This is a genomic window from Microbispora sp. NBRC 16548 (assembly GCF_030268985.1).
GTDB lineage: Bacteria > Actinomycetota > Actinomycetes > Streptosporangiales > Streptosporangiaceae > Microbispora > Microbispora catharanthi.
Map to the genome: position 1 here is coordinate 194,787 of NZ_BSSF01000001.1, position 12,189 is coordinate 206,975.

Consider the following 12,189-nt stretch of genomic DNA (forward strand, 5'->3'; position numbering starts at 1 on the left):
CTCACTCGTCCACGATCACATCGAGGGTCCGCGGCTTTCCCCGCCCGGCCGGGGCCGCCAGTTCCACCCGATGTCCCAGGCCGGTCAGCAGGTCGGCCAGATCCCTGGCCGTACGGGGCCGGTCGGGGGTCTCGACGAGCGCGCGGGCCACCACGCCCCGGGTGGCCTTCGCCATGTGGCTGACGACGGTCCGCTTCCCGGCGGCCTCCCGCAGCACCCGTACGGCCACGCCGCGTTCGCCGGGCTGCCAGGCGGCGGCGTACGTCGCCGACCGCATGTCCACCACGAGCCCCTTCGTCGCGTCGAGCACCGCGCTGATCGACGGCCGCCAGAACGCGGCCAGGCCGCCCATCGGCGGCAGCCGTACGCCCATGGACAGCCGGTAGGGCGGCACGCGGTCGGACGGGCGCAGCAGGCCCCACAGCGCCGAGAACACGACGATCCTCCGGTCGGCCCGCCGCCGGGCCTCGGGGGAGAGGGTGGCGAGGCTCAGGTTGTCGTACAGCACGCCCGTGTAGAGGGCGGCGACGGGCAGCGTGCGCGCCGTGGGGAGCGCCAGGTTGCGCTCGATCTCGCCGGTCTGCCCCTCCGACAGGCCGAGCACGTCGCGCGCCTCGGGCGTGTGGCAGAGCGAGACGAGGGCGTCGAGGACCTTCTCGCGCGGGGAGGCGAGTTCGGGGAAGCCGAGCCGGCGGACGACGGAGGTGCCCCGCTCGGCCTTCCCCTCCGAGGGCGGAAGCAGGATGAGCACGGTTCCGCAGCCTACTGCGCCCCGACCGGAGAGTTTCCCCCGATCGGGGCGCTGCGCGATGGTCGTCGACGCGGCGTGTCGCTCAGTCCCGGCCGGTCTCCACCGCCTTGAGCACGGCCTCCGCGATCGAGCGGGGATCGACGCCGAAGTGCCTGCGGACCGCCTCGCGGGTGCCCGACAGCCCGAACCCGTCGGTGCCGAGCGAGGTCCACGGCCGGTCGATCCACGGGCTGATCTGGTCCGGCACCGCGCGCATCCAGTCGCTGACCGCGATCACCGGTCCCGCGGTCCCGGCCAGGGCCTGCCGGACGTACGGCACGCCCGTGGTGGTCATGGCGTCGCGGCGCAGCTCGCTCCAGGAGGTGACCGACCACACGTCGACGCCCAGGCCGTACTCCTCCCGGAGCAGTCGCTGCGCCTCCAGCGCCCAGTGGATCGCGGTGCCGCTGGCCAGCAGGTGGGCCTGGCCGCCACCGGCGGCATAGCGGTAGATCCCCCGGAGGATGCCCTCCTCGACGCCCTCGGGCATCGGGGGCTGGGGCAGCGGCTCGTTGTAGACGGTCAGGTAGTAGAACACGTCCTCGCCGCCGGGGCCGTACATGCGCCGGAGCCCGTCACGCACGATCGTCCCCACCTCGTAGGCGAAGGCGGGATCGTAGGCCAGGCACGCCGGGTTGGCCGAGGCGAGGAGCTGCGAGTGACCGTCCGCGTGCTGCAGGCCCTCCCCGGTCATCGTGGTCCGGCCGGCGGTGGCGCCGACGAGGAACCCGCGGCCGAGCTGGTCGGCCAGTGCCCACATCTGGTCGCCGGTGCGCTGCCAGCCGAACATCGAGTAGAAGATGTAGAAGGGGATCATGGCTTCGCCGTGGGTGGCGTAGCTGGAGGCCGCGGCCGTGAACGACGCCATCGACCCGGCCTCGGTGATGCCTTCCAGCAGGATCTGCCCGTCGGCCGCCTCCTTGTACGACAACAGCAGGTCCCTGTCGACGGACTCGTAGCGCTGGCCCAGCGGCGAGTAGATCTTGGCGGTGGGGAACAGCGACTCCATGCCGAACGTCCTGGCCTCGTCAGGCACGATCGGCACCCAGCGGCGTCCCGTCTCCGGCTCCTTCATCAGGTCCTTGACCAGGCGGACGAAGGCCATCGTCGTGGCCACGGGCTGCTTCGAGCCCTTCTCCAGGGCCCGGAACGGCGCCTCGCCCGGGGCCGGCAGGGGGGCATGGGAGACCGTGCGGCGGGGAACGGGCCCGCCCAGCTCGCGGCGCCGCTCGGCGGCGTACCGCGCCTCCGGCGAGTCCGGCCCGGGATGCAGGTATGGCGGCAGGTCGCCGTCGAGCGCCTCGTCCGGCACCGGCAGGCCGAGCCGGTCGCGCAGCGCGCGGAACTCGTCCTGGGTGAGCTTCTTCATCTGGTGGTTGGCGTTGCGCGCCTCGATCCCCGCACCGAGGGTCCAGCCCTTCACCGTCTGCACGAGGATCACGGTGGGCGCGCCACGGTTGTCCAGGGCCCTGCGGTAGGCCGCGTACACCTTCCGCGGCTCGTGGCCCGCCCGGGACCCGCCGACGATGCGCCGCAGGTCGTCGTCCGAGCAGGGCACGTCCAGTCCCTGGAACAGCCGCTCCCTGATATAGGCGCCCGTCGAGGCGGCGAACGTCTGGAACTGCCCGTCCGGCACCTCGCCCAGCCGGGCCACCAGTTCGTCCGAGCCGAGCAGCCCGTCCCACTCCCGGCCCCACAGCGCCTTGACGACGTGCCAGCCCGCGCCCCTGAAGACGCTCTCGAGCTCCTGGACGATACGGGTGTTGCCCCGCACCGGCCCGTCGAGCCGCTGCAGGTTGCAGTTGATCACAAAGGTGAGGTTGTCGAGCCCCTCGCGGGCGGCGAGGGTGAGGGCGGCCGTGGACTCCGGCTCGTCCATCTCGCCGTCGCCGAGGAAGGCCCATACGTGGCTGTGCGAGGTGTCCTTGATGCCGCGATTGTGCAGGTAGCGGTTGAACCTGGCCTGGTAGATCGCGTTGAGCGGGCCGAGACCCATGGAGACGGTGGGGAACTGCCAGAAGCCCGGCATGGACCGCGGATGCGGGTATGACGGCAGCCCGCCCTCGGGCTCGCGCCTGAACAGGTCGAGCTGGGCTTCGCTCAGCCTGCCCTCAAGGAAGGCCCGGGCGTAGATGCCCGGGGAGGCGTGGCCCTGGAAGTAGACCTGGTCGTGGCCGGCGTGGAAGAAGTGGTTGAAGCCCACCTCGTACAGCCAGGCGGCCGAGGCGTAGGTCGCCAGGTGGCCGCCGAGGCCCAGCCGGCTTCCCCTCGTGATCATCGCTGCGGCGTTCCACCGGTCGTACGCGGCGATGCGTTCCTCCACCTCCAGGTCACCCGGGTAGACGGGCTCCTCGGAGGCCGGGACGGTGTTGATGTAGCGGGTGGTGGTGGCCAGCCGCTTCAGCAGGTAGTCGGCCCGTTCGGGGCCGGCTGCACGGCGGACCGCCTCGAGGGATTCGAGCCATTCGGCGGTCTCCTGCGGGTCCAGGTCTACGTCCATGGATTCATTAAACACCCTATGATCGATCATCGGATGTGTGCCGTCCGGCCTTATCATCGGTCTCGTGGAACCCGTCGTGCGGTCGCCGCTTCGCGACCAGATCCGGCAAACCGTGCTCGACGGCCTGACGGACGGCCGATGGAAGCCCGGCGACCGTCTCGTCGAGCGGCGGATGGCGGCCGAGCTGGGCGTCAGCCAGGCTCCGGTGCGTGAGGCGCTGCGCGAGCTGGAGGCGCTCAGGCTCATCGAGTCCGCGCCCAACAAGGGCGCGCGGATCCGCAGGCTCACCCGGAGCGATCTCCGCGAGGTGTACCAGGTGCGGGCGGGGCTGGAGGAGACGGCCGTCCGGCTGGGCAGGCCCTCCGTGGAGGCGTTGCGTACGCACCTCGGCCGTCTGCGCGAGGCGGCGGCGGCCGGTGCCCTGCACGATCAGGTGCGGCACGGCGTCGCCTTCCACCGGGAGATCGTGAAAGCCTCGGGCAACGAGGTGCTGCTGTCGGTGTGGGAGTCGCTCGGCATCGAGGTGTGGACCCACCTGTCGATCCGCCTGTTCCGGATGCGTCCGCACGAGAACGCCGCCGACCACGAACCTCTCGTGGAGGCGTTCGAGCGGGACGACCCCGAGGTGGGCGTCCTGCTCCGCGAGCACGTGCTCGGCTACGCCCCGGCCTAGCACCGCCGCTCCTTCGAGGGGGCCCGAGGAATCGAAAGCCCTCCACTGCCCCGGACGCATGATCTGAACCCGAGCAGCGCAGGTCAACTAGGCTGCGGCGGGTGAACGAGGAAAACGCACAGTTCGACCTGCTGGTCGATGCGGCATGGCCGGCGCCGGGACGGGCCGAGGACGGCGGCTGGGTCTACCGGCACGCGGGCGGCGTGACGAAACGGGCCAACTCGGTGCTGCCGCTGGGACAGTGCGCGAACCTGCCGGAGGCGGTCGACCGGGCCGAGCGCTTCTACGCGGGCATCGGGCAGCCCTGCGTGTTCTCGGTCGGCATGGGCGCCTCGCCCGGGCTCGACGACGAACTCGGCCGCCGGGGCTACCGGCTCGTGGATCCCACTTTGGTGATGACCAGGCCGCTCACCGGCGATGAGCCTGCCGCCGACGCGGCGGTGGAGGACAGGCCGTCAGAACGGTGGCTGCGCACCTGGTGGAGCGTGGACGGCGGGCGCCACCGCGACGCCGGGGAGGTTCCGGCGCGGACGTGGGGTGAGCGCATCCTCGGCGGGGTGCCCGCCGGGTACGTCCTCCTCGAGGAGGGCGCGGTCGGAAGGGGCGTGCCGCAGGGGCGATGGCTCGGCGTCTACTGCATGGCAGTCGAGCCGCACGCCAGGCGGCGCGGGCTGGGCGCGGCCGTGCTGCGCACCCTGCTCGCCTGGGGGCGGCGGTGTGGCGCCGACGGCGCGTACCTGGTGGTGACGGAGGCCAACACCGGCGCCCGCGCGCTCTACGAGCGTGAGGGATTCACCGTCGCCGGCCGCTACCACTACCGGGTGCGGTCCTGACCCGCCGGCGCCGTCCGCCGCGGACCCCGGGGGAAGCGGGGAACGGCGGTCGCGCCGGGCGGGCGGCCCGGGTCGATGGCTTATATGGCGACGGCGCGCGGAGCCGACATCATCGTCTGACGCTCCGGCACGCCGTCTATGGGGTCAGCGCTCGCCGTCAGGGGCGATCGCGGGGGATTCACTGAGTCGGGCTGACTCGTCCTGGATCTCAGCACCTTTGTCGCGCAGCACAGTCACGTGCTGACGCCCGTGGTGGGCGCAGAACAGCAACTCCCCACCCACGGGCAGGGTCGCGCGGATGTAGGCCTGAGCACCGCACCGGTCGCACCGGTCCAGGGCCGTCAGCGGCTTGATGGGGGCGAGAGCTCCAGTCACGTATCGCCTTTCGGGTCGCCCCACGCTGTGGGGACGTTGGCGTCAGTCACTTGGGACAACATCTAACCGGATACGGGCCTTCCCAATCATGCTCCGACTACGCCCAGAGCAGAATGATCGGGAAAGTGACGGGGATCACAGCGAAAGTGCCGGTCATTGTGCTGCGCCTGGCAAGCTTGTGCGCGTACAAACATTGAGTGGCGTTAAGCTGCGTACGCGTGTTCGATTGATAAGTAGGAGTTGGGTGTGACTGCGGTTCGCGCGGAGACGGGGTACACCGCCCGTCATCTCTCTGTGCTGGAAGGCCTGGAGGCCGTCCGCAAGCGCCCAGGGATGTACATCGGCTCCACGGACACGCGCGGCCTCATGCACTGCCTGTGGGAGATCGTGGACAACGCGGTCGACGAGGCGCTCGGAGGCTACTGCACGCGGATCGAGGTCGAGCTGCACGCGGACGGCTCGATCGAGGTGCGTGACAACGGGCGCGGCATTCCCGTCGACATCGAGCCCAAGAGCGGCCTGGCCGGCGTCGAGCTCGTCTACACGAAGCTCCACGCGGGCGGCAAGTTCGGCGGCGGCTCCTACGGCGCCTCCGGCGGCCTGCACGGCGTCGGCGCCTCGGTGGTCAACGCGCTGTCCTCCCGTGTCGACGTGGAGGTCGACCGCGACGGCAAGGTCCACCAGATCAGCTTCCGCCGGGGCGTGCCCGGCGTGTTCGACGGCGACGGCCCGACGGCCAAGTTCCGCAAGAAGTCCGGTCTGCGCGACGGCGGCCCGGCCCCGCGCAACACCGCCGGCACCCGCGTGCGCTTCTGGGCCGACCGGCAGATCTTCCTGCCCGAGGCGGAGGTCTCGCTCGACGAGATCCACGTGCGGCTGCGCCAGACGGCCTTCCTGGTGCCGGGGCTCACGCTCGTGGTGCGCGACGTCCGCGGCGAGGAGCCGGTCGAGGAGACGTTCCGCTTCGACGGCGGCATCAGCGAGTTCACCGAGTTCCTGTCCCGGGACGAGGCCGTCTGCGACGTGCTGCGGCTGCAGGGCGAGGGCCACTTCCACGAGACGGTCCCCGTGCTCGACGAGCAGGGGCACATGACGCCGACCGAAGTGGAGCGGGAGCTCACCGTCGACGTCGCGATCCGCTGGGGGAAGGGCTACGAGACGACCGTACGCTCGTTCGTGAACGTGATCGCCACGCCGAAGGGCGGCACCCACGTCGCGGGGTTCGAGCGGGCGCTGGTCCGCACGGTCAACGAGCAGCTCAGGGAGACCCGGCTGCTGAAGAACGGCGACGAGCCGGTGACCAAGGAGGACATCCTCGAAGGGCTGACCGCGGTCGTCACCGTGCGGGTGCCCGAGCCGCAGTTCGAGGGACAGACCAAGGAGGTGCTCGGCACCTCCGCGGCCAGCCGCATCGTCGCCCACGTGGTCGCCCGCGAGCTGAAGGCGTTGTTCGCCACCCCCAAGCGAGGGCAGAAGCAGCAGCTGCGCGCGGTGCTGGAGAAGGTCGTCGCCGCGGCCAAGGCCCGCATCGCCGCCCGTGAGCACCGTGACAACCAGCGGCGCAAGTCCGCCCTGGAGAACTCGGCGCTGCCCGCCAAGCTGGTCGACTGCCGCAGCGACGACGTCGACCGCAGCGAGCTGTTCATCGTCGAGGGCGACTCCGCGCTGGGCACGGCCAAGCTCGCCCGCGACTCGGAGTTCCAGGCTCTGCTGCCGATCCGGGGCAAGATCCTGAACGTGCAGAAGGCGTCGGTCGCCGACATGCTCAAGAACACCGAGTGCGCCGCGATCATCCAGGTGGTCGGCGCCGGGTCGGGCCGCTCGTTCGACATCGAGTCGGCCCGCTACGGCAAGATCATCTTGATGGCCGACGCGGACGTGGACGGCGCGCACATCCGCTGCCTGCTGCTCACGCTCTTCCACCGCTACATGAAGCCGATGGTCGAGGCCGGGCGGGTGTTCGCCGCGGTGCCGCCGCTGCACCGCATCGAGGTCACCAACCCCGGGCGTGGCCAGGACAAGTACATCTACACCTACAGCGACGCCGAGCTGCACAAGGTCCTTCGCGACCTGGAGCGGCGCGGCAAGCGCTGGAAGGACCCCGTGCAGCGTTACAAGGGCCTTGGTGAGATGGACGCCGACCAGCTCGCCGAGACGACCATGGACCCCCGCCACCGCGTCCTGCGCCGCGTGCGGATCGAGGACGTGGAGGATGCCGAGCACATCTTCAACCTCCTCATGGGCAGCGACGTGGGCCCGCGCCGCGAGTTCATCATCGGCAGCGCCGCCGAGGTGGACCGCGACCACATCGACGCCTGATCGGTGCCCGCCGGGCACCGGCTCATCGTCGCGAGCCCGGCCTGGGAGGAATCGGGGCACGCGTCCGCACCTCCTCCCCAGGGAAGGGTGCCCCTTATGACCGTCCGTGACCTGACGGTGTCAGGCCGTCATCTGTGACCATGGACCCATGTCATCTCTTGGCCACGACCAGAAGAGCCGTGTGACCGTGCGGCAGCTCACCGCCGAGGACGTCACCTGGGTGCGGGAGCTGTTCACCGAGAGGTGGGGAGGGGTCGTATCGGTCAGCCGAGGCGTCGCCCACGACACGACGGCGCTGCCCGGATTCGTCGCGCTGCTCGGCGGGGAACGCGCCGGCGTCGCCACCTACAGGATCGCCGGCCGGGAGTGCGAACTCGTCACGCTCGACTCCGTACGCGAAGGCGCCGGAGCGGGCACCGCCCTCGTCGACGCCGTGGCCGGAGCGGCCCGCGCCGCAGGCGCCGTTCGGCTATGGCTGGTGACGACGAACGACAACCTGCGGGCGCTGCGCTTCTATCAGCGGTACGGCTTCGACCTCGTCGCCGTGCACCGCGACGCCGTCGCTCGGTCGCGTGAGCTCAAGCCGTCGATTCCCGAGATCGGCCTCGACGGCATTCCGATTCGCCACGAAATCGAATTCGAACTGCCCTCGAATCTGGTCGGGGTCAGCCGGACTCGATCTCCAGGGTGCTGACCCGGTTGCGGGCCTCCAGCATGCCCTCCCGGTAGCGTTCGTCCCAGTCCGGGTCGTCGTCGCGGATGGCCCTGACCGTCTGCCTGGTCAGCTCCACCGGCCCGTTGGGGCCGGGAGCGACCTTGCGTACGACGATCAGGGTCCACCCGTTCTCCATGACGGTGTCGGTCTCCCAGCGGGGTGAGCCGGCCGCCTCTCGCCGGGACGCGGGCTTCCCGCCGCGTGTGAGCGTCACGAGCAGATACACGAGCACGGCGATGACGATGAGCGTCACCGGAAGGGCGAGCAGGCGCATCGGGGTCCCGGCTCCCTACTTGGTGGGCAGAGCGACGCCTCCAGTATTGCCCGGCGCGTACACCGTGATGCCCTGGGGCAGGGCCTTCAGCTTCTCGATCTCCGCGCACGTGGGGCACTTGTTGTAGCCGTCCTGCCGGGCCTTGTTGGCATCCGCCTCCGCGCGCGCCTGGGCGACCTTCGCCTGCGCCTCGGTGACCTTCGCGAACGCGGCCTGCGCCTGGTTGACCGCCTCCTGGACCTCGTTGGGCAGGGTCACCCGCGAGAGGTTGAAGTGGATGCCGGTGAGATAGTCGGCGCCGAGGGTCGACTTGAGGTCCTCGGCCAGGCTCGTGTTCACCGCGTCCTGGATCTTGGCGATGTTCGCGTTGTTGCCCTGCTGCGGCACGCCCCCGGTCTGCTGGCCGCCGCTGTTGTTCTGCACGAGCGCGCAGGAGGAGACCAGTTGCGCGCATCGGAAGTTGTTGATCTGGGTGCGCAGGTCGTTGTCGATCACCGGCCGGATGATCTGGTCGAGGAAGGCGGACCAGCCCTCGTCGCCCTCCCAGGGGTAGTAGGTCCCGCCGTTGGTGCTGCGGAACTTGCGGGTGCCGAACTTGTCGTCGAACGACTTCAGCGTCTGGTGGTCGAGGTTGAGGCCGAAGTAGAGCGTGCCCTCGATGCCCATGTTGACGCCGTCGCCGCTCGGCACGTTGACGACGTCGACACCGGACCTCTCGCCGTGTCCGGCGTCGGAGGTGATCGTGTAGAACCGCTGCTGGGCGGGGTAGCGGTGCATCTGGGACCACCAGCCGATCCAGGTCACCCCGGAGCCGGGGTCGATGACCTGGCGGACCTTGTTGTCGTCGAGCGGGCCGCCGTCGCGGACGACCGCCGCCTCGCCGCCGCTGGTGCGCTCGAACCCGCTGAACGCGCCGAGCAGGGTCGGCGCCCCGACGACGATGAGCGCGAGGATCACCAGGATGGCGACGCGGCGGAAGGACCGGCGCGAGGTGCCGCCGGAGGCGGAGGGAGTGCGGCTGGGCATACGGGCTCCTTGGGGGGCGCCTCGGGACCGGTTGCGGTACCGGGGAAAAGCTCACGTGTCGTCGGCACGACAACGTAGCAGCCGGGTGCCCCGGTTCCGGGATGGCCCGTGGTCCGGAGAAGGCGCCCCGCCGGCCCCGTACGGCAGGCCGGGCGGCCTGCCGTACGGGGGGTGGGGTCAGAGCTCGACGGGCTGGAGCCGTCCCGTGTGCACGTCGTACAGCGCGCCGCCCACGACGAGGTCGTCGGGCAGGTAGGGGCTGGACTTGATGCGGGTGATGTCGTGCCGCAGCGCGGCGCGCTGGTCGGGGACGGTCTGGAACTCGAGGCTGCGGGTGTCGACGCCGAAGTCGGCGGCGATGAGGTTGTGCACGTCCTCGTCGGTCGACTTGGACATTCGGCAGTCGGTGTGCGGCATCACCAGCACGCGGTCGACGCCGAGCAGGTAGACGGCGAGGACGAGGGTCCGCAGGACGTCGTCGGTCACCCGCGCGCCCGCGTTGCGCAGGATCTTCGCGTCGCCCGCGGTCAGGCCGAGCAGCCCGAGCGGGTCGATGCGGGAGTCCATGCACGTCACCACCGCGAGCCCACGCGCCGCGCGGCCACTGAGGCCGGAGTGGGTGAAAGTGCTCGCGTACTTCTCGTTGGCGTCCAGCAGATCGTCGAAAGCTCCGGTCATGTCACAGATGTTGCCCGATGCCCTCCAGCCGGTCATCGCGGGGGGCAGGCTTTTGCGCACTCCTGGCGGATGGCCATCGCATGCGACACCGGTATAAAGTCTTCACTGGTGTTGAAATCTGAGGGAGAGAGATCACCATGAGCGGTGTCGCGCGCATGCACTCGGTCGTGCTCGACTGTCCGGAACCCAAGGCCCTGGCGGACTTCTACGCCGGGCTGCTCGGCTGGAAGGTCGCCTCTGAGGAGGAGGACTGGGTCACGCTCGCCGACGACCAGACCCGTATCGCCTTCCAGCGGGTCCCCGAATACGTGCCCCCGGCCTGGCCGTCCGCCGAGCACCCGCAGCAGTTCCACCTCGACCTGACCGTGGACGACATGGCCGAGGCGGAGAACCAGGTGCTCGCACTGGGAGCCGTCAGGCACGAGCACCAGCCCGGTGAGGGAAGCGGCTGGACGGTCTTCCTCGACCCGGCCGGGCACCCGTTCTGCCTGGTCACCGAGTGAGCCGGCGCCTCGGCTCAAGAGCCGGCGGCGGCCTTCTCCCGCGGCGTGCGTGCGAGGCGCCGCAGGACGAGAAGGCCGCCGATTCCCGGCAGCCAGGCCAGCGCCTTGCTGCTCGGGTCGCACCCGGCGTCGCGGGCGGCGGCCACGACGACGACCAGGTACGCGCAGCCGTGCAGGGGGCCGACGAACGAGGAGACGGGCGGTAGGTGCACCGTGGCCAGGTTGACCAGGAGGACGGCCAGGGACCCCAGTTCGACGGCGGCGGCGACGCGCAGGGCGGAATAAGGGCGTGACATGGTCAGACTCCCGTGGTCGAGCCGGGGCGGACGATCATCAGCACCGTGACGGCCGCCCACAGCAGGTTGAAGACACCGGTCAGCATGGCGAGCCGCGCCACTCCGTCGCCGGCGTCGGCGGGCGTGGAGTCCCCGGCGGTGAGCCGGGCGAGGACGGCGTCCTGACGCGGCAGGACCGCCAGGGCGAGGATCGCGGCCGCCGCGGCGGTGAGCAGGATGGACGCGATCACCCACGCGTCGCGCAGCACGCCGAGGCCGCTCGCCGTGGCGAACCCGAAAACCGGTACGGCCAGGCCCGCGACGGCGTAGACGCGGCAGATGCGATGCAGCACGCGGAGCGTGGCCACGCCGCCGGCCCCGGTGCCCCGGCCCGCCGCGCCCCGATCCGCCGCGCCCCGATCCGGCACGCGACGTGCGGCAGACGGGAACATGCTCGCCGCCACGGCGACAGGGCCGACCGCGAGGATCGCGGCGAGGACGTGAACGGCCAGGAAGAACTTGGTCATCGTGCACGCTCCCCGATCAGCGGGCGGCAGGCGCGGACGGGCGGCGCTCGCGCCAGACGACGCCGCGCCGTTCATGGGCGAACAGCCGCTCCACGTCGCGTGCGACGTGCGGCCCGAACTCACGCTCCACCAGGTAGAGACCGAGGTCGAGGCCCGAGGTGACCCCGGCGCCGCTCACCAGGTCGCCGTCGTCGACGACCCGCGCGTCCACCGCGACCGCCCCGAAGGCGCTCAGCGTGTCCAGGCCCATGTGGTGACCGGTCACGTGACGACCCGGGATCAGCCCCGCCATCGCCAGGATCAGCGAACCCCCGCAGACGGTGGCGACGGTGACGCCCTCCCGCCCGAGCGCCTCGCCCATGAGCCCGGGCAGGCCGGTCGCGAGAGCGCGGCCGAGCCGCGCGGTGACCGTCCCCTGGCGCTCCTCCTCGGTGAGGCCCTCCTCCTCGCGCACGTCCCCGGCCGCTCCGGGAAGGACGACCAGGTCGGCGCGGGCCGGGTCCAGCCGCGCCGTGGCCCGCAGCGACACACCCGGAACGCCGCCGGCCACCTCACGGGGTCCCTCCGCCGTGACGAGCGTGGCTGTGAGCGAGGTCCGCGTGAACATCGCGGCCGCCGTCAGGACCTCGTACGGCGCGAGAACGTCCAGGGGATCGAACCCGTCGAACAGCACGAACTGGGCCAGCATCGGCATCTCTCCT

Annotated in this window: 14 protein-coding genes; 5 read left to right on the plus strand and 9 right to left on the minus strand. The window is 71.0% G+C overall.

Features of this window, described 5'->3' with window-relative positions; translation table 11 throughout:
* Position 1 precedes the first annotated feature (1 nt).
* On the minus strand, positions 2 to 751 hold the full coding sequence (locus QSK36_RS00880; protein ID WP_285780987.1) for a YaaA family protein: 750 nt from the start codon (positions 749 to 751) through the stop codon (positions 2 to 4).
* An 82-nt stretch (positions 752 to 833) separates the two neighbouring features.
* Positions 834 to 3,290: a pyruvate dehydrogenase (acetyl-transferring), homodimeric type gene (gene aceE / locus QSK36_RS00885; RefSeq protein ID WP_285780988.1), complete on the minus strand. Its 2,457-nt coding sequence runs from the start codon at positions 3,288 to 3,290 to the stop codon at positions 834 to 836.
* Positions 3,291 to 3,354: 64 nt separating this feature from the next.
* Between aceE and QSK36_RS00890 the strand changes: the two genes are divergently transcribed.
* A complete protein-coding gene (locus tag QSK36_RS00890) occupies positions 3,355 to 3,963 on the plus strand; it encodes a GntR family transcriptional regulator (protein WP_285780989.1) in 609 nt (202 codons plus the stop codon).
* A 101-nt stretch (positions 3,964 to 4,064) separates the two neighbouring features.
* The gene (locus QSK36_RS00895) at positions 4,065 to 4,796 is read left to right on the plus strand and encodes a GNAT family N-acetyltransferase (protein ID WP_285780990.1); all 732 of its coding nucleotides are present in this window, start codon (positions 4,065 to 4,067) and stop codon (positions 4,794 to 4,796) included.
* Positions 4,797 to 4,940: 144 nt separating this feature from the next.
* Here the strand turns inward: QSK36_RS00895 and QSK36_RS00900 are convergent, their stop codons facing one another.
* The gene (locus tag QSK36_RS00900; RefSeq protein ID WP_030505707.1) at positions 4,941 to 5,171 is read right to left on the minus strand and encodes a DUF7455 domain-containing protein; all 231 of its coding nucleotides are present in this window, start codon (positions 5,169 to 5,171) and stop codon (positions 4,941 to 4,943) included.
* A gap of 246 nt (positions 5,172 to 5,417) precedes the next feature.
* On the opposite strand from QSK36_RS00900, the gene QSK36_RS00905 reads away from it, so the two are divergent.
* Positions 5,418 to 7,490: a DNA gyrase/topoisomerase IV subunit B gene (locus QSK36_RS00905; protein WP_182901591.1), complete on the plus strand. Its 2,073-nt coding sequence runs from the start codon at positions 5,418 to 5,420 to the stop codon at positions 7,488 to 7,490.
* A 148-nt stretch (positions 7,491 to 7,638) separates the two neighbouring features.
* A complete protein-coding gene (locus tag QSK36_RS00910; RefSeq protein WP_183543985.1) occupies positions 7,639 to 8,184 on the plus strand; it encodes a GNAT family N-acetyltransferase in 546 nt (181 codons plus the stop codon).
* Here the strand turns inward: QSK36_RS00910 and QSK36_RS00915 are convergent.
* The 3 genes from QSK36_RS00915 to QSK36_RS00925 form a co-directional block, all read right to left on the minus strand.
* Positions 8,156 to 8,479, minus strand: coding sequence for a hypothetical protein (locus QSK36_RS00915; RefSeq protein ID WP_182901590.1), 324 nt, complete (start codon positions 8,477 to 8,479; stop codon positions 8,156 to 8,158). The two genes, QSK36_RS00910 and QSK36_RS00915, sit on opposite strands and share 29 nt — an antisense overlap.
* A 15-nt stretch (positions 8,480 to 8,494) precedes the next feature.
* A complete protein-coding gene (locus QSK36_RS00920; protein WP_183543983.1) occupies positions 8,495 to 9,505 on the minus strand; it encodes an SPFH domain-containing protein in 1,011 nt (336 codons plus the stop codon).
* Between the two features lie 177 nt (positions 9,506 to 9,682).
* Positions 9,683 to 10,183: a beta-class carbonic anhydrase gene (locus QSK36_RS00925; RefSeq protein ID WP_183543981.1), complete on the minus strand. Its 501-nt coding sequence runs from the start codon at positions 10,181 to 10,183 to the stop codon at positions 9,683 to 9,685.
* 137 nt (positions 10,184 to 10,320) lie between these two features.
* On the opposite strand from QSK36_RS00925, the gene QSK36_RS00930 reads away from it, so the two are divergent.
* Complete coding sequence (locus QSK36_RS00930; RefSeq protein WP_183543979.1) at positions 10,321 to 10,686, plus strand: VOC family protein; 366 nt, start codon at positions 10,321 to 10,323, stop codon at positions 10,684 to 10,686.
* A gap of 14 nt (positions 10,687 to 10,700) precedes the next feature.
* Here the strand turns inward: QSK36_RS00930 and QSK36_RS00935 are convergent, their stop codons facing one another.
* From QSK36_RS00935 to QSK36_RS00945, 3 genes are read right to left on the minus strand one after another with little or no spacing between them, the layout of a single operon-like run.
* The gene (locus tag QSK36_RS00935) at positions 10,701 to 10,982 is read right to left on the minus strand and encodes a DUF3817 domain-containing protein (RefSeq protein ID WP_183543977.1); all 282 of its coding nucleotides are present in this window, start codon (positions 10,980 to 10,982) and stop codon (positions 10,701 to 10,703) included.
* 2 nt (positions 10,983 to 10,984) lie between these two features.
* Positions 10,985 to 11,488: a hypothetical protein gene (locus QSK36_RS00940; protein WP_183543975.1), complete on the minus strand. Its 504-nt coding sequence runs from the start codon at positions 11,486 to 11,488 to the stop codon at positions 10,985 to 10,987.
* A gap of 16 nt (positions 11,489 to 11,504) precedes the next feature.
* The gene (locus QSK36_RS00945; RefSeq protein WP_285780991.1) at positions 11,505 to 12,176 is read right to left on the minus strand and encodes a DJ-1/PfpI family protein; all 672 of its coding nucleotides are present in this window, start codon (positions 12,174 to 12,176) and stop codon (positions 11,505 to 11,507) included.
* Positions 12,177 to 12,189: the final 13 nt, after the last annotated feature.

Bases quoted from the DNA above. Each gene is read 5' to 3' on its own strand.
- aceE (WP_285780988.1), bottom strand. From the start codon at position 3,290: ATGGACGTAGACCTGGACCCGCAGGAGACCGCCGAATGGCTCGAATCC.
- QSK36_RS00910 (WP_183543985.1), top strand. From the start codon at position 7,639: ATGTCATCTCTTGGCCACGACCAGAAGAGCCGTGTGACCGTGCGGCAG.
- QSK36_RS00915 (WP_182901590.1), bottom strand. From the start codon at position 8,479: ATGCGCCTGCTCGCCCTTCCGGTGACGCTCATCGTCATCGCCGTGCTC.
- QSK36_RS00920 (WP_183543983.1), bottom strand. From the start codon at position 9,505: ATGCCCAGCCGCACTCCCTCCGCCTCCGGCGGCACCTCGCGCCGGTCC.
- QSK36_RS00925 (WP_183543981.1), bottom strand. From the start codon at position 10,183: ATGACCGGAGCTTTCGACGATCTGCTGGACGCCAACGAGAAGTACGCG.
- QSK36_RS00930 (WP_183543979.1), top strand. From the start codon at position 10,321: ATGAGCGGTGTCGCGCGCATGCACTCGGTCGTGCTCGACTGTCCGGAA.
- QSK36_RS00935 (WP_183543977.1), bottom strand. From the start codon at position 10,982: ATGTCACGCCCTTATTCCGCCCTGCGCGTCGCCGCCGCCGTCGAACTG.
- QSK36_RS00940 (WP_183543975.1), bottom strand. From the start codon at position 11,488: ATGACCAAGTTCTTCCTGGCCGTTCACGTCCTCGCCGCGATCCTCGCG.
- QSK36_RS00945 (WP_285780991.1), bottom strand. From the start codon at position 12,176: ATGCTGGCCCAGTTCGTGCTGTTCGACGGGTTCGATCCCCTGGACGTT.